We start from the raw sequence: 24069 nt of genomic DNA, 5'->3' as shown, positions 1-24069 counted from the left end.
TTGTGCCGCGAACTTATCCGTAGCTGATGGCAGAGTGCAAGTGCGGTTAGTCGGCATCCAACAGCGCCATGAAGGCTTTCGCCGCGTTCGACAGGGTGCGCTCGGTGTGGGTGATGTAGCCGAGTTGCCGTGACAGCTGAACGCCCGCCAGTGGCAAACGCACCACCTGATCATCGAGCATTGTGCGCGGCAGCACACTCCAGGCGATGCCGATGGACACCATCATTTTGATCGTCTCCATGTAATTGGTGCTCATCGCGATATTCGGGATGAGGCCTTCGCGCTCGAACAACCGTTGCGCAATATGGTGGGTAAAGGTATTGCCGCCCGGAAATACCGCCGGATAACCGGCAATGTCCGCCAGCGTGATCTCGCGTTTTTGTGCCAGGGGATGCTCGGGGGCCACCACGAAGTCGAGTGGATCATCCCAGACCTTGTGGGCGCGAACCGGAGCCGCCGTTTTGGGTGCCAGGGTGATCACCGCGAGTTCGGCGCGCCCGTGCAGGACTTCCTCATAGGCGATTTCCGAATCGAGAAAACGGATATCCAGATTCACGCGTGGGTGGGCGCGAGTGAAGGCCCTCAGCAAGGGCGGCAAACGGTGCAGACCGATGTGGTGGCTGGTCGCCAGACTCAGTCGCCCGCTGACGTCGCCGTTGAGGTTGGTCAGCGCGCGGCGGGTATCGTCCAGCACGTTGAGAATCTGATAGGCCCGTGGAAGCAGGGCTCTGCCTGCTTCAGTGAGACCGATCTCGCGTCCGAGACGATCGAACAGCCGTACGTTCAACTGTGATTCCAGCGCAGCCAGTCGTTTGCTCACGGCCGGTTGGGTCAGATGCAGGCGCTCGGCGGCCAGAGAAAAACTCCCCGTTTCGGCGATGGCGAGAAAGGCGTTGAGGTTGGCAAGGTCCATTGGTTGTCTCCCGGAAGGTCGGGTAAGGCGCGTTATTACTGGACTAGGAACAGCGTACCGCTATTCCTATATGGAATGCGTTAGATGAAAAATATGAATTTGAGTAATTCGACGCAACCCCCTAGCATCAACCCCATAAGCAAAAGGGCTTTAGCCCAACGCACTGATGAGGAAAGTCCGATGGCCGGCAAAACGCTCTACGACAAGCTCTGGGAAATGCACGAGGTCAAGCGCCGTGACGATGGCTCGTCCCTGATCTACATCGACCGTCATATCCTGCACGAAGTGACCTCACCGCAGGCATTCGAAGGGCTTCGCCTGGCAGGGCGCAAGCCATGGCGCATCGACGCCAATATCGCGACTCCCGATCACAACGTGCCGACCACCAAGGGCGAACGTCAGGGCGGCCTGGAAGCCATCGCCGACGAAGTCTCGCGTATCCAGGTACAAACGCTGGACGAAAACTGCGACGACTTCGGCATTCTCGAATTCAAGATGAACGATGTTCGCCAAGGCATCGTCCATGTCATCGGGCCGGAGCAGGGCGCGACGTTGCCGGGCATGACGGTCGTCTGTGGCGACTCGCATACCTCCACCCACGGTGCATTCGCCGCGCTGGCGCATGGGATCGGTACTTCCGAGGTCGAGCATGTACTCGCGACCCAGTGCCTGGTCGCCAAAAAGATGAAGAACATGCAGGTGCGCGTCGAAGGTAAGTTGCCTTTCGGCGTGACCGCCAAGGACATCGTCCTGGCGGTGATCGGCAAGATCGGCACCGCCGGAGGCAACGGCTATGCATTGGAGTTCGCCGGTAGCGCCATTCGCGAACTGTCGATGGAAGGGCGCATGACCATCTGCAACATGTCCATCGAGGCCGGCGCACGCGTAGGTATGGTGGCGGCGGACGAGAAGACGATCGCTTACGTCGAAGGTCGCCCATTCGCGCCTAAGGGCGCTGATTGGGACAATGCCGTCGAGCTCTGGAAGAGTTTGGTGTCCGACGACGACGCGGTATTCGACACGGTCGTCGAGCTGAATGCCGAAGAAATCAAACCGCAGGTCAGTTGGGGAACGTCGCCCGAGATGGTTCTGGCAGTCGACCAGCATGTGCCTGATCCGGCGGCCGAAGCTGATCCGGTCAAGCGCGATTCCATCACCCGAGCGCTGAAGTACATGGGCCTGCGTGCCAACCAGCCGATCACCGATATTCAACTCGACCGCGTCTTCATCGGCTCCTGCACCAACTCGCGTATCGAAGACCTGCGCGCCGCTGCCGAAGTGGCCAAGGGCCGCAAGGTGGCGGCTACGGTGAAGCAAGCGATGGTCGTGCCAGGTTCCGGGCTGGTCAAGCAACAGGCCGAGGCGGAAGGGCTCGACAAGATCTTTCTCGAAGCTGGCTTCGAGTGGCGTGAGCCCGGTTGTTCCATGTGTTTGGCGATGAACCCCGACAAGCTGGGCAGCGGCGAGCATTGCGCGTCCACTTCCAACCGCAATTTCGAAGGGCGGCAGGGCGCTGGCGGACGGACTCATCTGGTGAGCCCGGCGATGGCTGCCGCCGCCGCGGTGACCGGTCGTTTCGTCGATGTTCGTGATTTGATCCAGGCCTGAGGAGACCGACATGAAAGCATTCACCCAGCACACCGGTCTCGTCGCGCCACTCGATCGCGCCAACGTCGATACCGATCAGATCATTCCGAAGCAGTTTCTCAAGTCGATCAAGCGTACCGGTTTCGGTCAGAACCTGTTCGACGAGTGGCGCTATCTGGACGTGGGTCAGCCCAATCAGGATTGCTCGAGTCGTCCGGTAAACCAGGAATTCGTATTGAATTTTCCTCGTTACCAAAACGCCAGCGTTCTGCTCGCGCGTGAAAACTTCGGCTGTGGTTCGTCCCGTGAGCATGCACCCTGGGCGCTCGAAGAGTACGGCTTCCGCGCGATTATCGCGCCGAGCTTTGCCGACATTTTCTACAACAACAGTTTCAAGAACGGCCTGCTGCCGATCGTGCTGAAGGAAGAAGAGGTCGATGCGCTGTTCGAGCAGGCCGAGGCCACCGAGGGCTATCAGCTCACCGTGGATCTGGCGGCGCAGACGGTAACGCGCCCGGATGGCGTGCAGTACAGCTTCGAGGTCGACGCGTTTCGCAAGCACTGCCTGCTCAACGGGCTGGATGATATCGGCCTCACGTTGCAGGACGCAGATGCCATCAAGGCCTTCGAGATCCGGCATCAGCAAAGCCAGCCCTGGCTGTTCGGCGCGATCAAGTGAGAAGGTGACGATGAAGCGTTTTCATATCGCCCTGGCGGTGGATGACCTTGATGATTCAATTGCTGACTATAGCCGCCGGCTAGGTCAGTCGGCTGATGTGGTGGTTCCCGGCCGGTACGCAATGTGGCGGACCGATCAGCTGAACTTCTCCATCAACCAGCAGACTGGGCATGGCGGCCAGCTGCGCCATGTCGGCTTCGAGGACGATGGAGTGCAAGGCTTCTCCAGCGAGACGGACGTCAACGACCTGATTTGGGAGTCTTTTTCTGCCGACGAGCAGGATAGACGCATCAAAGCGATGTACGGTCAGCCGGTCTCCTCACAGATTCCAGGTGGTCGCGATGGCGACCGCCCCACTGAATAACTCGAGAAAACATGATGAGCAAACAGATTCTGATTCTTCCCGGCGACGGTATCGGACCGGAAATCATGGCCGAGGCGGTCAAGGTGCTGGAGCTGGCCAACGACAAGTTCCAGCTCGACTTCCAGCTCAGCTACGACGAGCTGGGCGGGGCCGCGGTCGATAAATACGGCGTGCCCCTGGCCGACGAGACCTTGGAGCGTGCCCGTGCTGCCGACGCCATCCTGCTCGGCGCGGTGGGCGGGCCAAAGTGGGACACCATCGATCCCGCCATCCGTCCTGAGCGCGGGCTGCTGAAAATCCGTTCGCAACTGGGTTTGTTCGGCAACCTGCGTCCTGCGCTGCTGTACCCGCAGCTGGCCGAGGCTTCCAGCCTGAAGCCGGAGATCGTGGCCGGGCTGGATATCCTTATCGTCCGTGAACTGACCGGCGGTATCTATTTCGGTCAGCCGCGCGAGAGCAAGGTGCTGGAAAACGGCGAGCGCATGGCCTTCGATACCCTGCCTTACAGCGAGAGCGAGATTCGCCGGATCGCCAGGGTCGGTTTCGACATGGCCCGCGTGCGTGGCAAGAAGCTCTGCTCGGTGGACAAGGCCAACGTCCTGGCGTCCAGCCAGCTGTGGCGCGCCGTGGTGGAAGAGGTTGCGAAGGACTACCCGGATGTCGAACTCAGCCATATGTACGTCGACAACGCAGCGATGCAGCTGGTGCGCGCACCGAAGCAGTTCGACGTGATCGTGACCGACAACATGTTCGGCGACATCCTGTCGGACGAAGCTTCCATGCTGACCGGCTCGATCGGCATGCTGCCGTCTGCTTCACTGGATTCGAACAACAAGGGCATGTACGAGCCCTGCCATGGCTCGGCCCCGGATATCGCAGGCCAGGGCATCGCCAACCCGTTGGCAACCATTCTTTCGGTTTCGATGATGCTGCGTTACAGCTTCAACCAAGTCGCGGCCGCGGACGCCATCGAGCAGGCCGTCAGCAATGTTCTCGACGAGGGGCTGCGTACAGGCGATATCTGGTCCGACGGCTGCAAGAAGGCCAATACTCAGGCAATGGGTGACGCAGTAGTCGCGGCGCTCGCGAAGTTGTAATCTCTCGGGTCCCATTGCACCGGCCGTTGACAGAGCTTGCGGGCGACGGCTAGGCGGAAGACGCCGAGTGATGGCGAGGCGTTGCGGTGCCACGGCACGGCGCGCCCTCGCTTTCGAACCCGAAAGCGTATTTTGTTATCGACGGCCTGCCAGGCGGGCCACATATATATAGGTAGTTGCGATGAAACGTGTAGGTCTGATCGGTTGGCGCGGTATGGTCGGTTCCGTGCTCATGCAGCGAATGCTGGAAGAGCGGGATTTCGACCTTATCGAGCCAGTGTTCTTCACCACCTCCAACGTAGGCGGTCAGGGCCCGTCGATCGGCAAGGACACCGCGCCGCTGAAGGACGCCTACAGCATCGATGAGCTGAAATCCCTCGATGTGATCCTCACCTGCCAGGGTGGCGACTACACCAGCGAAATTTTCCCCAAGCTGCGCGAAGCGGGCTGGAAAGGCTACTGGATCGATGCGGCTTCGACGTTGCGCATGCAAGACGACGCGGTCATCGTGCTCGATCCGGTCAATCGCAAGGTCATCGACCATCAGCTTGACGCCGGCACCCTCAACTACATTGGCGGCAATTGCACCGTCAGCCTGATGCTGATGGGGCTTGGCGGCTTGTTCGAACATGGGCTGGTCGACTGGATGAGCGCCATGACCTACCAGGCTGCCTCCGGTGCCGGCGCGCAGAACATGCGTGAGCTGATCAAGCAGATGGGCAGCATTAATGCCTCGGTTGCCAACGAGCTTGCAGACCCGGCCAGCGCAATCCTGGAAATCGATCGCAAGGTCGCCGAGTGTCAACGCTCCGAAGCTTTCCCCGTGGATAACTTCGGCGTTCCGCTTGCTGGTAGTTTGATTCCCTACATCGACAAAGAACTGCCGAACGGGCAGAGCCGGGAAGAATGGAAGGCTCAGGCGGAAACCAACAAGATTCTCGGTCGTTTCAAAAGCCCGATTCCAGTGGACGGTATCTGTGTACGCGTGGGCGCGATGCGCTGCCACAGCCAGGCGTTGACCATCAAGCTGAATAAAGACGTGCCCATCTCGGATATCGAGGGGCTGATCAGTCAGCATAATCCCTGGGTTAAGCTCGTCCCGAACCACCGTGACGCCAGTATGCAGGAGCTGAGTCCGACCTCAGTGACCGGTACCTTGAGTGTTCCCGTTGGCCGCCTTCGCAAGCTGAATATGGGCTCGCATTACCTGGGCGCGTTCACCGTTGGCGATCAGCTGCTCTGGGGTGCTGCCGAGCCGTTGCGCCGCATGCTGCGTATTCTTTTGGAGCGATAAGCCGAAAGAAAAGAAACACTAGAAGCGCCTCGGCACTGCCGCGGCGCTTTTTTTGTGTCGGAAGCTAAAGGTGCTGCGGTGTTTTTTGGGGAGGAACTCCGCGCGACGGTTCGTCGGGTTAAGCCTTAATGGTTCTGCGCGAGGGGCGGTATCGGCTACAGTGATGCCCTTTCGATTGCGGGCGTTTCCGCTGTGGCCGATCCAGTCATGGCTATCCTCGGACGGTAGAGCGTCGGGGTGCTCGGTTGGGCTGAATGGCGTATGGCGAGCCTCTAGCGGCCGGGATGACTTGGCGGCGACATGTCTTGCTGAAGTGCGCGGGCTAATTTGTGGATTGTGTCTGATAACGTGCGAAAAGGCGCGGCAGGCAATGCCGCACGGTCTGGTGAGTTGTTGATAAAACACTATCTGTAAAAGATACTTACTGGAAATTCGAAGAACTATTCTAGCTAACGACGCTGTTTAGGCTTATCGCTGACGGGGGGAACCGCCACCTGGCGGGCGCGGGCAGTGACTATAAGACCCTCTCGAACATCCGAGAAAAGTTAAAAAACAAGGATTTACATAATGGTTCGGGTTCGCAATCTGGTACTGGCAATCGCGGCTGCTACCGCGCTGACTTCCGAAATGGCTTATGCGCTGGGGCTGGGAGAGGTCACGCTGAAGTCCGCGCTGAATCAACCGCTGGTGGCTGAAATCGAACTGCTGGACGCGAAAACTTTGGCGCCGGGTGAGGTGGTTCCGGTTCTGGCATCCGCTGAAGATTTCAATAGGGCGGGTGTAGACCGGCAGTATTTTCTGACGGACCTTACCTTTACCCCTGTATTGCGCCCTGACGGTAAAAGCATCATTCGGGTGTCGTCGACCAAGCCGGTTCGCGAACCCTACCTGAACTTTCTTATCGAAGTGCTCTGGCCCAGTGGCCGTCTCCTGCGTGAATACACCTTGCTGCTGGATCCGCCGCTGTACTCTCCGGAGATCGCTGCCGCCGTTGCACCTCAGCTACCGATTGCGACCCCCTCGTCCCGTCCCGTCTCGACTCTGCGGCCGGCAAGCCCGGCTGCTCCGGTATCCGCTAGCCCATCCGCGCAGCCAAGTAACGAATACAAGGTCACGCCCAACGACACGCTTTGGGAAATTGCAGAGCGCGCGCGGCAGGGCGGCACCGTACATCAGACCATGCTGGCCATTCAGGACCTGAACCCGAACGCGTTCATTGGCGGCAATATCAATCGGATGAAGAATGGCCAAGTGCTGCGCTTGCCGAACGCCGAGCAGATTGGTAGGCGTTCGCAAGCTGAGGCTATTCAGCAGGTTGCGCAACAGAATGCCAGCTGGCGTCAGGCTGCTGGCTCGACTGTCGCGGGGGCGCGTCAGCTCGACGCCACGAAGCGCGGGTCGGCCGGGGCCGCACCTTCTCGCAGCGAGCAGGGCGATAGCTTGCGACTGGTTGCGCCGGAAGCAGGGAAGTCCACCACTGGCAGCGATGCCGGAACGGGGGGTGACGCGGCAGCATTGCGCGACAAACTTTCCGTTGCCGAGGAAAGCCTCGATTCCAGTCGTCGAGAGAACCTGGATCTCAAGGACCGTCTCAACGACCTACAGGGTCAGCTGGACAAACTGCAGCGCCTGATGCAACTCAAGGATGACCAGCTTGCCAAACTACAGGCTCAGTTGGCGACTGGAGGGGAGCCGGCAGCGGGCACCGAGGCGTCTGTAAATCCTCCGATCGACGAGATTGAGTCAAACACACCTGCTGCACCGGAAGCGACTGAAGTCGCGCCAGAGACAGAAACCGAGTCCGAGACTACTGCTGACGCTTCGGCGTCGCAGGTACCTCAGAGCGAAGCAATAGCACCCCAGGAGCCGGCCGCTCAGCCGCCTGCGGCTCCTGTCGCGCCGGTTGCAGATGCTCAGGCGCCCGAAAGCGACAGCTACGTCGATGAACTGTTGGGAAATCCCGTACTGCTCGGTGTCTTGGGGGGCAGTGCGCTGCTGCTGTTGCTGGTCGGTTTGATGGCTTTGTCGCGCCGCAACGCCATGAAAGAAGCCGAGCTGCAGGAAAGTCTGCTGGCCGATGACGCGCCGGACGCGTTTTACGTAGCGCAGCATGACCTCGATTCGCCGGATGTCGAACCGGCCGATCGCAGCACTGAGGGTGCCGACGCGCATTCGGCGGACTCGCTTGCAGCGGCTAGCAACGATCCGCTTGCCGAAGCCGATATTTATATCGCCTATGGTCGTTTCAATCAGGCCGCGGACCTGCTGCAAAATGCATTGAACGATGAGCCGCAGCGCAGTGACCTGCGCCTCAAACTTATGGAAGTCTATGCCGAACTCGGCGATCGCGAGGGCTTCGCTCGGCAAGAGGCGGAACTTCGTGATATTGGCGGCTCTACCGCCGCTATAGAGCAGACCAAGGCCAGATACCCGGCAATGGCTGCTGCCGCGGGAGCAGGTATTGCGGCAGCCTCGGCGAGTACCAATGACTTCGACAGTTTCAGCCTAGACGATCTTGAGCTTGAACAGCCTGCGCCAGCCACAGATCAAAGCGCGGACAACAGTTTTGATTTGAGCCTGGACGATCTTGAGTTGGACGACGACCTGGCCGGTACGACCGCGCCGGCTAATCAGGCCACAGAGGAACTGGACGAGCTCAATTTCGACGAACTCAACCTCGACGCGACCCAAGAGCAGGGCGCAGACGACTTCTCTTTCGATCTGAACGAATCGTCCAAGTCGGATGAGGTTTCTCTTGAGGACGAGCTGGCCGGCTTCTCGCTCGATCTCGATGATCAGCCCGCCACTACCGATCGCAATGACGAATTGATGACCGACCTCGAAGAGGAAGCGTCCAAGTCCGAGCCGCTCGAGCCGGCCGATGATTTTGATTTCGAACTTTCTGACTCCGCACAGCCGGCTGATATGCCTGAGGAGTTCGACCTATCGCTGGCTGACGAGGCTGCCGAAGAAACAACCTCTGCGCGCTTTAACTCAGAATTGGATGAGGTCGAGGCCGAGCTAGACGACCTCTCGCGACACGTTGAGCCGGTCGATCTTCCCGAGCAGCCAGCGGCTACGATCGCGCCCGTCGAGGCAGCATCGGACGCTTTGGACGATGATTTCGATTTCTTCTCAGATACTGATGAAACCACTACGAAGCTGGACCTTGCTCGCGCCTACATCGATATGGGTGATGCGGAAGGTGCTCGCGACATTCTCGATGAGGTTATGAGCGAGGGTAGCGATGCACAGCAGCAAGAGGCGCGAGATATGCTCGCCAAACTAGCCTGACCATGACTGATGCAGTATCTGAAGCGGCAGCCCCATCGGCTGCCGCTGACGTTTTCAGAATCGCCCTCGGGGTTGAATACAAAGGTTCACGCTACCGCGGATTCCAACGACAGCGCGATGGTGTGCCGTCTGTTCAGCTCTCGCTGGAAAGTGCACTGAGTAAAGTTGCTGGTGGTCATCCGGTCGTGCTGAGTTGTGCGGGGCGTACCGACGCGCTCGTACATGCCTGCGGCCAGGTGGTGCATTTCGACACGCCAGTGAGCCGCTCCATGCATGCTTGGGTCATGGGTGCGAACATGAACCTGCCGGGCGATATCAGTGTCACCTGGGCCAAGGAGATGCCGAAAACCTTCGATGCGCGTTTCAGTGCCATGGCCCGTCGCTATCGCTATGTGATTTACAACGATCAGATCCGTCCCGCGCACCTTGCCGAAGAGGTCACCTGGAATCATCGCCCGCTGGATGTCGCGCTGATGCGCGAAGCGGCCAAGGCGTTTGTCGGGACCCACGATTTCAGCGCTTTTCGGGCGCGCCAGTGCCAGGCGAAATCGCCGATCAAAACGATTCATCATCTGGAGTTGCTTGAGTATGGACGGCTCATCGTGATCGATGTCCGCGCCAATGCTTTTCTGCACCATATGGTGCGCAACTTCGCTGGTGTGCTGATGACCATCGGCGCGGGGGAACGGCCGGTGGAGTGGGCCAGGAAGGTGCTGGAGTCGCGGGTTAGGCGGACCGGTGGAGTGACGGCTCATCCTTATGGCCTCTATCTGGTTCAGGTGGATTATCCGGAGCAGTTCCAATTGCCTGAGCGCTATCTCGGGCCGCATTTTCTGTCTGGCTTGCCGGATGTCCGAAATCAACGAACCTAAGGTCAGGAAACCGGCAGGCGCAGAAGGGGCAGGAGCTGTCGTCCTGACGCCGACTGGCACAGCAATGCAGGTTGCAGCCTGTGGCGCTTTTGTTACCATCCAGCGTCTTTCTTCGCAGGTATCTGCCGTTGCCTATCGTTCGTAGCAAGATATGTGGAATCACCTGTATCGAGGACGCGCTTGTCGCTGCCGAAGCGGGAGCGGACGCTATCGGCCTGGTGTTCTATGCCAAGAGCCCGCGCGCGGTAGGCATCGAGCAGGCGCGTGCGATCATTGCCGCTTTGCCACCTTTTGTCACAACCGTAGGCTTGTTCGTCAATGCATCGCGTTGCGAGCTCAATGAAATACTCGATGCCGTGCCGCTGGATATGCTGCAATTTCATGGTGACGAAACACCGGCTGATTGCGAGGGCTTTCACCGCCCATGGTACAAGGCGCTCAGAGTCCAGCCGGGCGAAGACATTCGCGCGCAGGCCGTTCGTTATGCCGGGGCTAGCGCCATTTTGCTCGATACTTTCGTGGCAGGTGTTCCAGGTGGAACGGGCGAAGTGTTCGACTGGTCGCTGATTCCAGCAGATCTGCCCAAGCCGCTGATACTCGCTGGCGGACTATCCCCTCAGAACGTTCAACAGGCTGTGGCCGGAGTGCGCCCGTTCGCCGTCGATGTCAGTGGTGGAGTGGAGTCAAGCAAGGGCATCAAGGATGTCGAAAAGGTGCGTGAGTTCATTCGTCTGGTAAGGACGGCGATGTGACGAACCGATGGGCATTGCCGTCCAGTTACCATTCGCTGGATTGGCGGGCCCGCCATTGATACCCGCCTGTTAAGGGTGGCGGCTCAAGTTTCAGCGACAGCGCCCCCTCTGGGCTATCGCCTACGCGACGTGGTGAGCTCCAATGGAGACGGTCGCAACGATAAATTTCCGGTGCGTGCAGTTGTTACGCGCGGGACTGACAAGCTGTGGAGAATAAAAGCATGAGCAACTGGCTGGTAGACAAGCTGATCCCTTCGATCATGCGCTCGGAAACGCAGAAAAGCTCAGTGCCCGAAGGCCTGTGGCACAAATGCCCGTCATGCGAGGCGGTTCTATATCGTCCGGAGTTGGAGAAAACACTGGATGTCTGCCCGAAGTGTCAGCATCACATGCGTATCGACGCGCGTACGCGTCTGGACATCTTTCTTGACAAGGAAGGACGCGAAGAGATCGCGGCCGACCTCGAGCCTGTTGATCGATTGAAGTTTCGCGATAGCAAAAAGTACAAGGACCGTCTCTCCGCTGCCCAGAAGCAGACGGGCGAAAAGGATGCACTGATTGCCATGCGCGGGACCTTGATGCGTATGCCGGTCGTGGCCTGTGCATTTGAGTTCTCCTTCATGGGAGGCTCCATGGGCGCTATTGTCGGAGAGCGCTTCGTTCGCGCCGCCAATGCCGCGCTTGAACAGCGTTGCCCTCTGGTCTGTTTTGCCGCGTCCGGCGGGGCCCGGATGCAGGAGGCACTGATCTCGCTTATGCAGATGGCCAAGACTTCTGCGGTGCTGGCACGGATGCGCGAAGAGGGGCTGCCGTTCATTTCCGTCCTTACCGATCCGGTTTATGGCGGCGTATCGGCGAGTCTGGCCATGCTGGGCGATGTGATCGTTGCCGAGCCCAAGGCATTGATCGGCTTCGCGGGGCCGCGCGTGATCGAGCAGACGGTGCGCGAAAAGCTCCCAGAAGGTTTCCAGCGCAGCGAGTTCCTGCTGGATCACGGCGCCATCGATCTGATCATCCCGCGCGCCGAGTTGCGTGCTCGCCTGTCGCGTTTGCTTGCTCAGCTGCAACAGCTGCCTACGCCAGCGGAGCCGGCTCTGGTGACGGCTAGCGCATGACCCGGCGGAGCCTGCAGGACTGGCTCGAGTATCTCGAGCAGCTGCACCCTACCGCCATTGATATGGGGCTCGATCGCTGCCGTGCGGTGGCGACAAGGCTTGGGCTCACACGCCCGGCTCCTCAGGTCGTTACGGTCACGGGTACAAATGGTAAAGGCTCGACCTGCGCCTTTATCGCCCAGATGTTGGCGGGGCAGGGCAAGACAGTGGGTGTTTACAGCTCACCGCATCTGTTGCGCTACAACGAGCGCGTTCGCCTTGGCGGCGTGGACGCCAGCGACGAAGCGCTTTGTGATGCCTTCGAGGCGGTTGAACAGGCCCGTGGCTCCGTTTCCCTGACCTATTTCGAGATGGGTACGCTCGCCGCCTTCTGGCTGTTCGAGCGTGAGGCACTGGATGCCGTAGTACTGGAGGTCGGACTTGGTGGCCGCCTCGATGCGGTGAACCTGGTCGATGCCGATGTGGCGGTGGTTACTAACGTCGGCCTGGATCATGCCGAGTGGCTAGGCTCTACGCGTGAGAGCGTGGCTTTCGAAAAGGCTGGCATATTTCGCTCTGCTAAACCGGCCGTATGCGGTGATTCCTCGCCGCCAGAGTCGATGCTGGAGTACGCGAATCAGTCTGCCGTGCCGTTGCTGGTACGTGGGCTCGATTTCGATCTGGTGAGAGAAGCCACCTGTTGGCACTGGTATGGCAAGGATGGGGCAGGTAACGCCCTGGAGCTGCGAAATCTGCCATTGCTCAGGTTGCCACTGGAAAACGCAGCAGTTGCATTGCAGGCGTTTGCATTGCTCGAGCCGTCCTGGCGTCCTGCGCCGCTCATCCAAGCATTACGGGATACGCGTATTACCGGGCGTCTGGACCAGCGGACGATTCGCTGGAAGGGGCGAGAGTTAGTGATATTGCTCGACGTGGGGCACAACCCTCACGCGGCTGCCTATCTGGCTACGCAACTCCGGCAGCAGCCGAAATCCGGTCGCCGACTTGCAGTGTTCGGCTTACTAGCTGACAAGGATTTGTCAGGTGTGATCGACGAACTGCGCCCGGTCGTGGACAGCTGGGCGGTTGCGCCATTGGCGACGTCTCGCTCGCGCTCCGCAGCGGAGCTGAGTTCGTCATTGAAGGAACGGGGCGCGACCGTCACTATCTACCCCGGAATATCCCAAGCACTCGAGCAGCAGTGTGATCAGGCCGCGGAGGGGGATGAGATATTGCTGTTCGGATCTTTTTATTGCGTGGCTGAAGCGCTGACATGGCTTGAGCGATACGCAACGGGTGGAGGACATGCTCTTGGTGGATAGAGGTTTACTTCAGCGTATCGTCGGTGCGCTGGTGCTTGTTGCGCTAGCCGTGATATTCGTCCCGATGCTATTCAATCGTGATGATGCTGGCCGGCAGGTTGCCGTAGATGCGCCGCAAATGCCTGAGGCGCCCGCTGCGCCTGCGATCGAGACGCGACCTGTCGAGGTCCCGGAGCCGCAGATAGAGCCCTTCCCTGAAGAGTATGAAATTATCGACGAGGCACAACCGACAACCGAGGCTGATGCGCCGGCGGCCCCCATTAGTCCAGCCCCTGTCGAGCCGCCGCCGGTGCCTCCGGTAGCGACTGAACCAGCAACCGTCAAAGCGCCGGCCTCCGTGCCGGCCGCGCCCGAAGAGAAACGACTGGATGCGGCGAACCTTCCGGTCAGCTGGTCGGTGCAACTGGCCAGTCTTTCCAGCCGCGAGAACGCCGACAAGCTGCAGAAAACGCTGCGGTCTCAGGGCTATAACGCCTATATACGCACCGCGGATGGAATGAATCGTGTTTTCGTCGGGCCTTTGGTGGAACGGGCGGAAGCCAATCGTTTGCGTGACCAGCTGCAGCGGCAGCAGAAACTGAACGGGTTCGTTGTGCGTTTCAAGCCTGAACAGGGCTGAAGTCGCTCTGCATCGGCCGTCGACAGGCTTACCTGCCGGTGGCTAGCCCGCTGCCGGCAAGAGCGAATTCGCGGTGCTTACTCCGTGGCGGGCGCTCTGCTAAAATACGCCGCCTTTCTTCTTTGCAGGAAACCCCGTGACGCTCACCTGGGTCGATTGGGCGTTTATCGCCGTTGTGGTCATCTCCAGCCTGATCAGCTTGAAGCGCGGTTTCGTCAAGGAAGCGCTTTCCCTGCTCACCTGGATCATTGCAGGTGTTGTCGCCTGGATGTTCGGTGGTGCGCTGTCGCACCATCTTGCAGAGTTCATCAGTACCCCATCCTTTCAAGTCATCGCGGCCTGCGTGATTCTGTTCGTTGTGACCTTGCTGGTAGGGGCGCTGATCAATTTCCTCATCGGTGAGCTGGTTCGGGTGACCGGACTGTCCGGCACGGATCGCTTTCTCGGAATGGTGTTTGGTGCGGCCCGAGGTGGACTGCTGATCGTAGTGCTGGTGGGGCTTCTCAGCCTTGCGCCTGTACAGCAGGACCCCTGGTGGCGCGAATCGACATTGCTGCCGCATTTTCTGTTGGTTGCCGATTGGTCAAAAAACCTGATTCTCGGGTTTGGAAGCCAATGGGTAGCCGGCTCGCTCGACGCTTCCGGTTGAGATGAGCATTCTTTACAACGGGCGTGCTGGAGGCTTTCAAGCCTGCGCCATGTCCGGATCAGCCTGTAATAACTGAGAGGTTCCTTGCATGTGTGGCATTGTCGGCATCGTCGGTAAGTCAAACGTCAATCAGGCGTTGTATGACGCGCTTACCGTACTGCAACACCGTGGGCAGGATGCAGCCGGAATCGTGACCAGCGACGGCGGCAAGCTGTTCCTGCGCAAGGACAACGGGTTGGTTCGCGACGTCTTTCAGCAGCGCCACATGCAGCGCCTGGTCGGTAACATGGGCATCGGCCATGTACGTTATCCGACTGCCGGCAGCTCCAGCTCGGCGGAGGCGCAGCCGTTCTATGTGAACTCGCCCTACGGCATCACCCTGGCGCACAACGGCAATTTGACCAACGTCGACCAGTTGACCAAAGAGATCTACGAGTCCGACCTGCGCCACGTGAACACTAACTCCGACTCGGAGGTGTTGCTCAACGTGTTCGCGCACGAGCTGGCCGTGCGTGGCAAGCTGCAACCCACTGAGGAAGACGTATTCGCCGCAGTGGCCAAGGTGCACGAGCGCTGCGTGGGTGGCTATGCGGTCGTGGCGATGGTGACCGGCTATGGCATCGTCGGTTTTCGTGATCCGCATGCCATTCGCCCGATCGTGTTCGGCCAGCGTCATACGGATCAAGGCGTCGAATACATGATCGCGTCCGAAAGCGTCGCACTGGACGTGCTGGGCTTCTCGCTGATCCGCGATCTGGCTCCGGGCGAGGCCGTCTACATCACTGCAGACGGCAAGTTGCACACTCGCCAGTGCGCACCGAATCCTCATTATGCGCCGTGCATTTTCGAGCACGTCTATCTGGCGCGTTCGGACTCCCTGATGGACGGCGTTTCGGTGTACAAGGCGCGTCTGCGGATGGGTGAGAAGCTCGCCGACAAGATTCTCCGTGAGCGCCCGGATCACGATATCGATGTGGTGATTCCGATTCCCGATACCAGCCGCACGGCAGCGTTGGAACTGGCCAATCGCCTGGGTGTAAAGTTCCGCGAAGGCTTCGTCAAGAACCGCTACATCGGTCGAACCTTCATCATGCCGGGCCAGGCCGCGCGCAAGAAGTCGGTACGCCAGAAGCTCAACGCCATCGACCTCGAATTCCGTGGCAAGAACGTCATGCTGGTGGACGACTCCATCGTTCGCGGTACCACTTGCAAGCAAATCATTCAGATGGCCCGCGAAGCGGGGGCGAAGAACGTCTATTTCTGTTCCGCCGCGCCTGCTGTTCGCTATCCGAACGTCTATGGCATCGACATGCCCAGCGCGCATGAACTCATCGCGCATAATCGCAGCACCGAAGAGGTCGCAGAGCTGATCGGCGCCGACTGGCTAATCTATCAGGATCTGCCTGACCTGATCGAAGCGGTCGGCGGCGGCAAGGTGAAGATAGAGAATTTCGATTGCGCTGTGTTCGACGGCAAATATGTGACCGGTGATATCGACGATGTCTATTTGCACAAGATCGAGCAGGCCCGCAACGACCTGAGCAAGAACAAGGGCGTTGCAGGCAGTGCAATCATCGACCTGTATAACAACTGATCGACAACCCGGCGGCTCGGCCGCCTCGGCTCAGGGTGAAAAGACTATGACAACTGACTGGGACGCTGGCCGTCTGGACAGTGACTTGTCCGACGCAGGCATGGATACATTGGCCGTTCGTGCGGGCCAGCATCGTTCGCCCGAGGGTGAGCACGGCGAGCCGCTGTTCTTCACCTCCAGCTACGTGTTCCGCAGTGCTGCAGACGCCGCTGCACGTTTTGCCGGTGATGTGCCGGGGAATGTCTATTCGCGCTACACCAACCCTACTGTGCGAGCATTCGAAGAGCGCATCGCCGCCATGGAAGGCGCCGAGCAGGCCGTAGCGACCGCCTCCGGTATGGCCGCGATTCTGGCGACGGTTATGAGCCTATGCTCGGCTGGCGACCACGTGCTGGTTTCGCGGAGCGTGTTTGGTGCAACGGTCTCGCTGTTCGAAAAGTATCTTAAGCGCTTCGGTCTTCAGGTCGACTACGTTCCGCTCACGGACGTGAGTGTTTGGGAACCTGCATTCAAGCCCAATACCAAGCTGGTCTTCGTTGAATCGCCGTCGAACCCCTTGGCTGAACTGGTCGATATCGAGGCGTTGGCTGAGCTCTGCCACGCCAAGGGCGCCATGCTGGCCGTGGACAACTGCTTCTGCACACCGGTGCTGCAGCAGCCATTGGCGCTCGGTGCTGATATCGTCATTCATTCCGCAACCAAGTACATCGACGGGCAGGGACGCTGCCTGGGGGGCGTGGTTGCCGGGCGATCCGAGCAGATGAAAGAAGTGGTGGGTTTTCTGCGCACAGCTGGCCCGACGCTGAGCCCTTTCAATGCGTGGGTCTTCCTTAAGGGATTGGAGACCTTGCGGCTGCGCATGCAGGCCCACTGCGCCAATGCACAGGTGTTGGCCGAGTGGCTCGAACAACAGTCGGGCATTGAAAAGGTGTATTACGCCGGTCTGCCCAGCCACCCGCAACACGAGCTGGCCAAGCGTCAGCAGAAAGGCTTCGGAGCGGTGTTGAGTTTCGAGGTGGCGGGGGGTAAGGATAGTGCATGGCGTTTCATCGATGCGACCCGCCTGGTCTCTATCACCGCCAATCTGGGCGACAGTAAGACCACCATCACCCACCCGGGGACAACCACCCATGGCCGTCTTTCCCCTGAAGATCGCGCCACCGCTGGTATCCGCGATAGCCTGGTTCGCGTAGCGGTGGGCCTGGAAGACGTGGCAGATCTTAAGGCTGATCTCGCCCGAGGGTTGGCCGCGCTCTGATGTAGAGAACAGGCGCTCTGAAAAACCGTCTCGGATTGACGAACCCCGCTAATTGCGGGGTTTCGCTTTTAAGGACAGGCTAGTTAAAGGCGCCGGCGATCAGCATCAGCCGTCCCATCAATTGTCAGTGGTTTCGAAGTTGACCACGAAACCATCCAGACGCTGTTCCTCGGATAGCTGGTCGCGAAGCTGACTGGCTTCCTGACGCTGATCGACTGGACCGACGAAGACGCGATGGGTGCGGCCTGTCGTTCTTGTATAGGTATCGAAGCCTTCGGTCGCCAGCTTTTGCTCCAGTGTCGCGGCGCTATCGCGGTTCTGAAAACTGGCGACCTGTACGGCCCAGCCCGAACGTGTCGACGATGACCGCTCCTGAGGTTGTGCCTGTGGCGTGAAGGTTTGTGGCGCTCGTTGCGTTGCGGGGGCTTTAGGCACTTCGCGACGTTGTTCCGGCTCGTTGGATCGAAGGTCGATGGCTGGTGCCGGCTGGCCCTGACCGTCAAACAGTCGCTCCGGCGTGGCCGGAAGAATGCTTGGGCTGTCCGAGTCAGTTTCGATGACCCGGATGTCGCTGTACTTTTTACCGGAAAGTGCTGCCAGTCCTGCGCGATCACGAATGACTGTCGGTCGCAGGAAAACCATCAGGTTGCGCTTGACGTGGGTTTCCTGGGTGGAGCGAAACAGTCCACCGATCAGTGGAATGTCGCCAAGCAACGGGACTTTGGAGTTGGTCTGGGTCACATCGTCCTGAATCAGTCCGCCGAGGACAATCACCTGGCCGTCTTCGGCAAGAATAGTGCTCTTGATCGAACGCTTGTTGGTCACCAGGTCGACGGCCTGCGCTGACAGGCTTGCCGATGGAGCAATCGATGAGATTTCCTGCTCGATCTCCAGGCGCAGGGTTGCGCCGTCATTGATATGCGGCACGACCTTGAGCGTTACGCCGATATCCTCTCGCTCGATGGTCGTGAATGGGTTGTTGGCCCCGGACGAATCGGTCGTGTAGCTGCCAGTCTGAAAAGGAACGTTCTGTCCGACGAGGATTTCCGCTTCCTGGTTATCCAGCGTCAGCAGGCTTGGGGTCGATAGCAGGTTGCTCTTGCTGTTAGCGGAAAGTGCAGTGATCAAGGCGCCGAAGCTACGCGTGCCTAGTCCAATGATGGCGCCGTCGGGAAGTCTGTCAGGGATCTCATCCTCTCTCATCGCAGTTAGCACGCTGCCGACGGAAATGCCGGTATTGCCGAAATTGACTCCGCCGATGCCACCGGTGCCGCCGCGCGCATCCACGGCCCACTGCACGCCAAGCGCGTCGGTGATATCGCCGGAGACTTCGACGATGGCGGCTTCGACCATGACTTGGGCGCGTGGAATGTCCAGTTGGCGCACGATCGATTCGAGGGTGCCGATCAGCTCGGGCTCGGCGAGCATGACGAGAGCATTGAGGCTTTCGTCGGCACGGATGAGGATGTTCTGTTGCCGGCTGCTTTGAGCTTCGCCGTCGGCAGGGGCTGCGAGACCCTCGGAGATGTCCCCGAGGGTCTCGGCCAGGGCTTTCGCATCGTTGTGGCGCAGGCGGATCACTCGTGTGTTGGCCGAGCGGGTGCTTGGCGTATCGAGCGTCTTCGCCAGATTGGCGAGCTTCTGTCGCGCCTGCTCCGGCCCGGTAAAAATCAGCCGATTGGTGCGCGAGTCAGCGATGATCTGGGCACCTGCGGTATCGCGGGCTTCACCCCGGGCCAGCGTGTTGCGCAGCACTTCGGCGATATCGACGGCCCAGCCGTACTGCAGGTTCACCACGCTGTGGTCGTCGGTTTGAGCGCGGTCGAGCTGGCGGACCAGGTCCTCTATGCGTGCGATGTTGGCGCTGCGATCGCTGATGATCAGCGCATTGGCAGAGCTGACGGCGGCGAGATGGCCATATTGGGGTACCAATGGGCGAATCAGCGGAATCAGTTCGGTAGCGGATGTGTGCTGGACCTGAATCACGCGGGTCTCCAGTAAATCACCACCGGTCGGGCCCCCTCCGGCCTCGGATTTCGCTTCGGCATTCGGCACGATTCGTGCGACTTCGCCCTGCGTGAGCACGCTGTAGCCATGTGTCGCCATGACCGAGAGGAATAGCTGATAGACCTCCGACAGCGAGAGCGTTGTCGACGACACCACGCTGACTTGGCCCTTTACGCGCGGATCGACGATAAAGGTCTGTCCGGTCAGTTGGCTGATCTGATCGACGAAGGCCCGGATATCGGCATCCTTGAGATTGATCGTCCAGCCGTCCTGTTGGGTTTCGCTCGGCTCGATTCCGGGGTCGGCCGCTAGCACAGGCAGAGGGGCGGCGAGCAGACCGGCGGCGAGCAAGGCAATGAGCGGGCGGGAGGAAAAAGGCAGCATCGGTCAGTTGTCTTCCGTGGGCTGTTCGTCGGAGGGCATGGTATCTGGCGGGCTGTTTGCCCCTTCCATCTGTTGGCGGAGCGCTTCCATCTGCTGCTGAAGCATCTCCGCTTGCGGGTCTGGTTGATTCATTTCTGCCGGTTCACTGTAGTCCGGCAGATTATCGGGTACGGCTGTCGCGGAGCGAACGCTGGGAAAATACAGACTTTCAACGCGCCCGCCGCGCAGTATTTCGACTCTGTCTGGATGAACGCTGTGCAGGCGCACCCCCGATTCCAGTTCTTGTTCGACCCGATACAGCTGCGGCGGCTGGCCGCTTAACTGGATGATTGCGGTGGAGCGAGCCGGATCAGCATGAACGAAACTGCCCAGCAAGGTTAGATCAGAACTCGATGCGTCGGGGCTATAGCGTTGGCCTGCTGTTGTCGCTGGTGTGCCGAACAGGCTTTCCATGCGTTGCAGGTCCGGTACGACTCCAGCGGGCTGGTTGCTGTCCGTGGTGGCTGCTGCCGGCGCCTGGGTAAGCTGAAGCCATGTCCTTATCTGGCCGGCAAGGTAGAAGCCGAAGAGCACGACGATAGCTGCGCTGACGATTAGAGGCGCATGTTGGCGAAATTTCTGCAGTGCTGCGGGGGAAGCCAAACTAGGCACTCCGTGAAGCTAAGTGATGACGGCATGGTCGCTGGATCACGTAGGCAGTTGTGATATCTACGAACGGCCAGGCGTCCTGGCAGTCTAGACCGGGACCATGACAAGAAGCACCTGAGTATGCCAGTGCAACTGACTGTTTTTCAGGCAAAAGGTGCCCTATGGACGGCGATTCCTCTTCATGACCTCCCGTAGTCGGTATTTTTTAAGAAAATTACCTGGCACGCTGTTGACTTGATTGAAGTGGGTGCGTAAATTGCGCGCCTCGCAAGGCGATCAGCCGGTTGGTATCACGGTTGACTCTTACGATTCGGACGAAAGTCCGGCCGACGCGCAGCGGTAGTTCAGTCGGTTAGAATACCGGCCTGTCACGCCGGGGGTCGCGGGTTCGAGTCCCGTCCGCTGCGCCACATTTGCTTCCAAGTCCATTGAGCGACTGGAAGTCTCGCTAAAAGCGGCCTTATGGCCGCTTTTTTCGTTCTATATCGCCGCTTCCTGCACTCGTCTGGCGCGGGCAGATTTTTCGTCCCTTCTTACTTGATAACGGCGCAGCGCCGATCTTCGATCCGCTGGCTATCGGGACCTTCCAATCTCGCTATGGCGAAGGCCTCCCGGGCCCCTTGAAGTAGCGCTGATCCAGTTTGCTCCGCTATACGCGGCGACCTGTCACAGCGACCCGAGCGCACCCTTGTGTTTTCCTGCTGTCATTAATGCGTGATGACATCAACAGGCCAGGGGCAAGCGGCTAACTGACGAGGGGTTTTTAATGTTCGGTCTGGAAGCTCTCGAGCTTGCGCGGATTCAATTCGCTTTCACCATTTCCTTCCACATCATCTTTCCGGCGATCACCATCGGACTGGCGAGCTTTCTGGCCGTGCTGGAAGGGCTGTGGTTGAAGACCAGGCGCCAGGTGTACCGCGACCTCTATCATTTCTGGCTGAAGATTTTTGCCGTTAATTTTGGCATGGGGGTGGTTTCCGGTATCGTCATGGCCTATCAGTTCGGCACCAACTGGAGCGCCTTCTCGGAGTTTGCCGGCAGCGTCACCGGGCCGTTGCTGGCGTACGAGGTGCTCACCGCGTTCTTCCTGGAGGCGGGGTTTCTCGGCGTCATGTTGTTCGGCTGGAATCGCGTCGGCCCCGGTCTGCACTTCTTCTCCACGCTGATGGTGGCCGTCGGCACACTGATTTCCACATTCTGGATTCTTGCCTCGAACAGCTGGATGCACACCCCTCAGGGCCACGAGATCATCGATGGCATCGTGGTGCCGGTGGACTGGTTCGCCATCGTGTTCAACCCCTCCTTTCCCTACCGGCTGACGCACATGGCGATTGCCGCGTTCCTCGCCACGGCGTTCATGGTGGGCGCCTCCGCGGCCTGGCATCTGTTGCGTGGGCGAGACAACCCTGCGGTCCGCAAGATGCTGTCCATGGCGATGTGGATGGCGTTGCTGGTGGCGCCGATCCAGGCATTGGTCGGTGACTTCCACGGCCTCAACACGCTGGAATACCAACCGGCAAAAATCGCCGCCATGGAAGGACATTGGGATAACTCCTCAGGCGAGCCAACGCCTCTGTTGCTGTTCGGCTGGCCTGACATGGAGCGTGAAGAGACGCGTTACAAGGTGGAGATTCCCTATCTGGGCAGCCTGATCCTCAAGCACAGCTTGACCGAGCCGATTCCGGCGCTGAAGGATTTTCCGCCAGAGGACAGACCCAACTCGACCATCGTGTTCTGGACGTTTCGCGTGATGGTCGCGCTGGGCTTTCTGATGATCTTCACCGGCTTGTGGAGCCTCCTGCTGCGACGAAGCGGTCGGCTGTACCAGTCACGTGCCTTTCTACGACTTGCGTTGTGCATGGGTCCCTCCGGAATCCTCGCGATTCTGGCCGGCTGGTTCACCACGGAAATCGGCCGCCAGCCTTGGGTGATTTATGGGCTGATGCGGACTGCAGACGCCGTTTCCAATCACGGCACCGAGCAGCTCGGCCTGACGCTGGCGATGTTCGTTCTGATCTACTTCGCGGTGTTCGGAATCGGTTTCGTCTATGTGTTGCGGCTGATTGCAAAGGGCCCCGTTACCAACGAGGGCAACGAGAAGGGCGCTGGTGGGCCCGGCGAGAAGCGGACGCCGATGCGACCGCTCTCGGCTGCCGACGAGGCGATTCCACACGAACACGGCGATCAACTGGGCGAGAGGAATTGAATATGGGTGTCGATCTTTCGCTGATCTGGGCCGTCATCATCATCTTCGGCATCATGATGTACGTGGTGATGGACGGCTTCGACCTGGGTATCGGGATCCTTTTCCCGTTCCTCGCCGACAGTTCCGAGCGCGACGTGGCGATGAATACCGTGGCGCCGATCTGGGATGGCAACGAAACCTGGTTGGTGCTGGGTGGCGCCGGGCTGTTCGCCGCGTTTCCGCTGGCCTATTCGGTGGTGCTTTCCGCGTTGTACCTGCCGATCATCTTCATGCTGATGGGCCTGATCTTCCGCGGCGTGGCCTTCGAATTCCGCTTCAAGGCGAGCGTCGCGCGCCAACATATCTGGGACAAGGCGTTCGTCGGTGGTTCATTGGCGGCGACCTTCTTCCAGGGCGTCGCGCTGGGCGCATTCATTCATGGGTTTCCGGTCGCCGATCGCGCCTATGCAGGGGGACCTCTGGATTGGTTGACGCCGTTCTCGGTGTTCTGCGGCGTGGCGCTGATTGCTGCCTATGCCTTGTTGGGCTGCACGTGGCTGATCATGAAAACCGAGGGTGAACTGCAGCGACGGATGCACGACATCGGCACGCCACTGGTCTGGGCGGTATTGGCGGTGACCGGCATCGTGAGTATATGGACGCCTTTAACACATCCGGACATCGCCGAGCGCTGGTTCAGCATGCCGAACCTGTTCCTCTTCATGCCGGTGCCCATCCTCGTGTTGCTGTGCACGTTCGGACTGCTGCGATCTATCGCGCGCTACGCCCACTACGCGCCGTTCCTGTTCACCCTGGCGCTTATATTCCTTGGCTACAGCGGCCTTGGCATCAGCCTCTGGCCGAACATCATCCCGCCATCGGTCAGCATCTGGGAGGCCGCCTCGCCACCGCAGAGCCAGGGTTTCACTCTGGTGGGGGCGCTGCTGATCATCCCTTTGATCCTGATGTACACCGCATGGAGCTATTACGTGTTCCGCGGCAAGGTCAGCGCAGAGGATGGCTATCACTAGTCGTCTCGTTATGGAGCCCACGATGCAGAAGAAGCCCGAAAGCAGTGCGCCAGGACCGAAGCCGTTATGGCAGCGCATGACCTGGCTCGTGCTGATTTGGTCTGCCAGTGTGCTGGCGCTCGGGGTGGTCGCCTGGCTGCTGCGTCAATTCATGACAGCCGCTGGCCTGGCGACCCCATGAGTGCACCAAGCGGCTCTGCAACGGCGGTTGTAGCCATGTGCGGCGATTGGGCGCGTTGTGGCTGTGGAGAGGTTGGGCTATTCAGTCGTAAGTGCCAGCGTGGGGCGGTTCATGTTTTCGTCATGTCTCCGCGGTAGCTTGCTGGCATGGACTTTGTTAGCACCGGTAGCAGCTGTTGAAAAACGCAGGCGAGGCGTCTTGCCAACGCAATGGGATTTCGACGGTTTGGCAGACCCCAGCAAGAG

20 protein-coding genes, 1 tRNA gene and 1 pseudogene are annotated in these 24069 nt (G+C 59.6%); 19 read left to right on the top strand and 3 right to left on the bottom strand.

The annotated features are described in order from the left end of the window. Nucleotides 1-46 precede the first annotated feature (46 nt). Nucleotides 47-913 carry a LysR family transcriptional regulator gene (locus tag ACL0K2_RS04860; RefSeq protein ID WP_045162505.1) on the bottom strand — a complete coding sequence of 289 codons (867 nt, stop codon included), beginning with the start codon at nucleotides 911-913 and terminating at the stop codon, nucleotides 47-49. A gap of 180 nt (nucleotides 914-1093) precedes the next feature. Between ACL0K2_RS04860 and leuC the strand changes: the two genes are divergently transcribed. The 15 genes and pseudogenes from leuC (at nucleotide 1094) to ACL0K2_RS04785 (ending at nucleotide 17388) form a co-directional block, all read left to right on the top strand. Continuing rightward, nucleotides 1094-2521, top strand: coding sequence for a 3-isopropylmalate dehydratase large subunit (gene leuC / locus ACL0K2_RS04855; RefSeq protein ID WP_413043922.1), 1428 nt, complete (start codon nucleotides 1094-1096; stop codon nucleotides 2519-2521). 10 nt (nucleotides 2522-2531) lie between these two features. After that, nucleotides 2532-3179: a 3-isopropylmalate dehydratase small subunit gene (leuD, locus tag ACL0K2_RS04850; protein WP_045162503.1), complete on the top strand. Its 648-nt coding sequence runs from the start codon at nucleotides 2532-2534 to the stop codon at nucleotides 3177-3179. A gap of 10 nt (nucleotides 3180-3189) precedes the next feature. Further along, nucleotides 3190-3543: a hypothetical protein gene (locus ACL0K2_RS04845; RefSeq protein WP_045162502.1), complete on the top strand. Its 354-nt coding sequence runs from the start codon at nucleotides 3190-3192 to the stop codon at nucleotides 3541-3543. Nucleotides 3544-3557: 14 nt separating this feature from the next. Then, nucleotides 3558-4640, top strand: coding sequence for a 3-isopropylmalate dehydrogenase (gene leuB, locus ACL0K2_RS04840; RefSeq protein WP_045162571.1), 1083 nt, complete (start codon nucleotides 3558-3560; stop codon nucleotides 4638-4640). 181 nt (nucleotides 4641-4821) lie between these two features. Then, nucleotides 4822-5934 (top strand): aspartate-semialdehyde dehydrogenase, encoded by a 1113-nt coding sequence (asd, locus tag ACL0K2_RS04835; RefSeq protein WP_045162501.1) that lies wholly within the window; start codon nucleotides 4822-4824, stop codon nucleotides 5932-5934. 318 nt (nucleotides 5935-6252) lie between these two features. Next, a pseudogene (locus tag ACL0K2_RS04830) lies at nucleotides 6253-6348 on the top strand (aspartate-semialdehyde dehydrogenase); the annotation flags it as partial. 153 nt (nucleotides 6349-6501) lie between these two features. After that, nucleotides 6502-9228 carry a FimV/HubP family polar landmark protein gene (locus ACL0K2_RS04825; RefSeq protein WP_413043921.1) on the top strand — a complete coding sequence of 909 codons (2727 nt, stop codon included), beginning with the start codon at nucleotides 6502-6504 and terminating at the stop codon, nucleotides 9226-9228. Between the two features lie 2 nt (nucleotides 9229-9230). After that, a complete protein-coding gene (gene truA, locus ACL0K2_RS04820) occupies nucleotides 9231-10100 on the top strand; it encodes a tRNA pseudouridine(38-40) synthase TruA (RefSeq protein ID WP_413043920.1) in 870 nt (289 codons plus the stop codon). Between the two features lie 128 nt (nucleotides 10101-10228). Next, nucleotides 10229-10852: a phosphoribosylanthranilate isomerase gene (locus ACL0K2_RS04815; RefSeq protein ID WP_413043919.1), complete on the top strand. Its 624-nt coding sequence runs from the start codon at nucleotides 10229-10231 to the stop codon at nucleotides 10850-10852. A gap of 221 nt (nucleotides 10853-11073) precedes the next feature. Next, nucleotides 11074-11967 carry an acetyl-CoA carboxylase, carboxyltransferase subunit beta gene (accD, locus tag ACL0K2_RS04810; RefSeq protein WP_239610599.1) on the top strand — a complete coding sequence of 298 codons (894 nt, stop codon included), beginning with the start codon at nucleotides 11074-11076 and terminating at the stop codon, nucleotides 11965-11967. Continuing rightward, nucleotides 11964-13268 carry a bifunctional tetrahydrofolate synthase/dihydrofolate synthase gene (gene folC, locus ACL0K2_RS04805; protein WP_045162496.1) on the top strand — a complete coding sequence of 435 codons (1305 nt, stop codon included), beginning with the start codon at nucleotides 11964-11966 and terminating at the stop codon, nucleotides 13266-13268. The genes accD and folC overlap by 4 nt, the downstream gene beginning before the upstream one ends. After that, nucleotides 13252-13887, top strand: coding sequence for an SPOR domain-containing protein (locus ACL0K2_RS04800; RefSeq protein WP_196298662.1), 636 nt, complete (start codon nucleotides 13252-13254; stop codon nucleotides 13885-13887). The genes folC and ACL0K2_RS04800 overlap by 17 nt, the downstream gene beginning before the upstream one ends. A 136-nt stretch (nucleotides 13888-14023) precedes the next feature. Next, nucleotides 14024-14536 (top strand): CvpA family protein, encoded by a 513-nt coding sequence (locus ACL0K2_RS04795; RefSeq protein ID WP_025242227.1) that lies wholly within the window; start codon nucleotides 14024-14026, stop codon nucleotides 14534-14536. A gap of 88 nt (nucleotides 14537-14624) precedes the next feature. Then, a complete protein-coding gene (gene purF, locus ACL0K2_RS04790; protein WP_045162494.1) occupies nucleotides 14625-16130 on the top strand; it encodes an amidophosphoribosyltransferase in 1506 nt (501 codons plus the stop codon). 46 nt (nucleotides 16131-16176) lie between these two features. Next, on the top strand, nucleotides 16177-17388 hold the full coding sequence (locus ACL0K2_RS04785) for an O-succinylhomoserine sulfhydrylase (RefSeq protein ID WP_413043918.1): 1212 nt from the start codon (nucleotides 16177-16179) through the stop codon (nucleotides 17386-17388). 117 nt (nucleotides 17389-17505) lie between these two features. Here the strand turns inward: ACL0K2_RS04785 and gspD are convergent, their stop codons facing one another. Then, the gene (gene gspD / locus ACL0K2_RS04780; RefSeq protein ID WP_045162492.1) at nucleotides 17506-19779 is read right to left on the bottom strand and encodes a type II secretion system secretin GspD; all 2274 of its coding nucleotides are present in this window, start codon (nucleotides 19777-19779) and stop codon (nucleotides 17506-17508) included. A gap of 3 nt (nucleotides 19780-19782) precedes the next feature. Further along, on the bottom strand, nucleotides 19783-20352 hold the full coding sequence (locus ACL0K2_RS04775; RefSeq protein ID WP_230623637.1) for a type II secretion system protein N: 570 nt from the start codon (nucleotides 20350-20352) through the stop codon (nucleotides 19783-19785). Between the two features lie 408 nt (nucleotides 20353-20760). On the opposite strand from ACL0K2_RS04775, the gene ACL0K2_RS04770 reads away from it, so the two are divergent. From ACL0K2_RS04770 to ACL0K2_RS04755, 4 genes are all read left to right on the top strand, one after another. Further along, nucleotides 20761-20837 (top strand) — tRNA-Asp (locus tag ACL0K2_RS04770). Nucleotides 20838-21193: 356 nt separating this feature from the next. Continuing rightward, nucleotides 21194-22633: a cytochrome ubiquinol oxidase subunit I gene (locus ACL0K2_RS04765; protein ID WP_045162490.1), complete on the top strand. Its 1440-nt coding sequence runs from the start codon at nucleotides 21194-21196 to the stop codon at nucleotides 22631-22633. A 2-nt stretch (nucleotides 22634-22635) separates the two neighbouring features. Then, nucleotides 22636-23643 carry a cytochrome d ubiquinol oxidase subunit II gene (gene cydB, locus ACL0K2_RS04760; RefSeq protein WP_045162489.1) on the top strand — a complete coding sequence of 336 codons (1008 nt, stop codon included), beginning with the start codon at nucleotides 22636-22638 and terminating at the stop codon, nucleotides 23641-23643. Nucleotides 23644-23665: 22 nt separating this feature from the next. Beyond that, nucleotides 23666-23824 (top strand): DUF2474 domain-containing protein, encoded by a 159-nt coding sequence (locus ACL0K2_RS04755; protein ID WP_155397639.1) that lies wholly within the window; start codon nucleotides 23666-23668, stop codon nucleotides 23822-23824. Nucleotides 23825-24069 lie beyond the last annotated feature (245 nt).

Origin of the sequence: Pseudomonas sp. YJ42, assembly GCF_047225135.1 — a bacterium.
In the GTDB taxonomy this organism is placed as follows: domain Bacteria; phylum Pseudomonadota; class Gammaproteobacteria; order Pseudomonadales; family Pseudomonadaceae; genus Stutzerimonas; species Stutzerimonas stutzeri_E.
The sequence above is the reverse complement of the archived record's forward strand: the minus strand, read 5'-3'. Positions and strand labels throughout refer to the sequence as shown.

Excerpts from the sequence above, each read along its gene's own strand:
- ACL0K2_RS04860 (WP_045162505.1), bottom strand. The coding sequence starts at position 913 with ATGGACCTTGCCAACCTCAACGCCTTTCTCGCCATCGCCGAAACGGGG.
- leuC (WP_413043922.1), top strand. The coding sequence starts at position 1,094 with ATGGCCGGCAAAACGCTCTACGACAAGCTCTGGGAAATGCACGAGGTC.
- leuD (WP_045162503.1), top strand. The coding sequence starts at position 2,532 with ATGAAAGCATTCACCCAGCACACCGGTCTCGTCGCGCCACTCGATCGC.
- ACL0K2_RS04845 (WP_045162502.1), top strand. The coding sequence starts at position 3,190 with ATGAAGCGTTTTCATATCGCCCTGGCGGTGGATGACCTTGATGATTCA.
- leuB (WP_045162571.1), top strand. The coding sequence starts at position 3,558 with ATGAGCAAACAGATTCTGATTCTTCCCGGCGACGGTATCGGACCGGAA.
- asd (WP_045162501.1), top strand. The coding sequence starts at position 4,822 with ATGAAACGTGTAGGTCTGATCGGTTGGCGCGGTATGGTCGGTTCCGTG.
- ACL0K2_RS04825 (WP_413043921.1), top strand. The coding sequence starts at position 6,502 with ATGGTTCGGGTTCGCAATCTGGTACTGGCAATCGCGGCTGCTACCGCG.
- truA (WP_413043920.1), top strand. The coding sequence starts at position 9,231 with ATGACTGATGCAGTATCTGAAGCGGCAGCCCCATCGGCTGCCGCTGAC.
- accD (WP_239610599.1), top strand. The coding sequence starts at position 11,074 with ATGAGCAACTGGCTGGTAGACAAGCTGATCCCTTCGATCATGCGCTCG.
- folC (WP_045162496.1), top strand. The coding sequence starts at position 11,964 with ATGACCCGGCGGAGCCTGCAGGACTGGCTCGAGTATCTCGAGCAGCTG.
- ACL0K2_RS04800 (WP_196298662.1), top strand. The coding sequence starts at position 13,252 with ATGCTCTTGGTGGATAGAGGTTTACTTCAGCGTATCGTCGGTGCGCTG.
- purF (WP_045162494.1), top strand. The coding sequence starts at position 14,625 with ATGTGTGGCATTGTCGGCATCGTCGGTAAGTCAAACGTCAATCAGGCG.
- ACL0K2_RS04785 (WP_413043918.1), top strand. The coding sequence starts at position 16,177 with ATGACAACTGACTGGGACGCTGGCCGTCTGGACAGTGACTTGTCCGAC.
- gspD (WP_045162492.1), bottom strand. The coding sequence starts at position 19,779 with ATGCTGCCTTTTTCCTCCCGCCCGCTCATTGCCTTGCTCGCCGCCGGT.
- ACL0K2_RS04765 (WP_045162490.1), top strand. The coding sequence starts at position 21,194 with ATGTTCGGTCTGGAAGCTCTCGAGCTTGCGCGGATTCAATTCGCTTTC.
- cydB (WP_045162489.1), top strand. The coding sequence starts at position 22,636 with ATGGGTGTCGATCTTTCGCTGATCTGGGCCGTCATCATCATCTTCGGC.
- ACL0K2_RS04755 (WP_155397639.1), top strand. The coding sequence starts at position 23,666 with ATGCAGAAGAAGCCCGAAAGCAGTGCGCCAGGACCGAAGCCGTTATGG.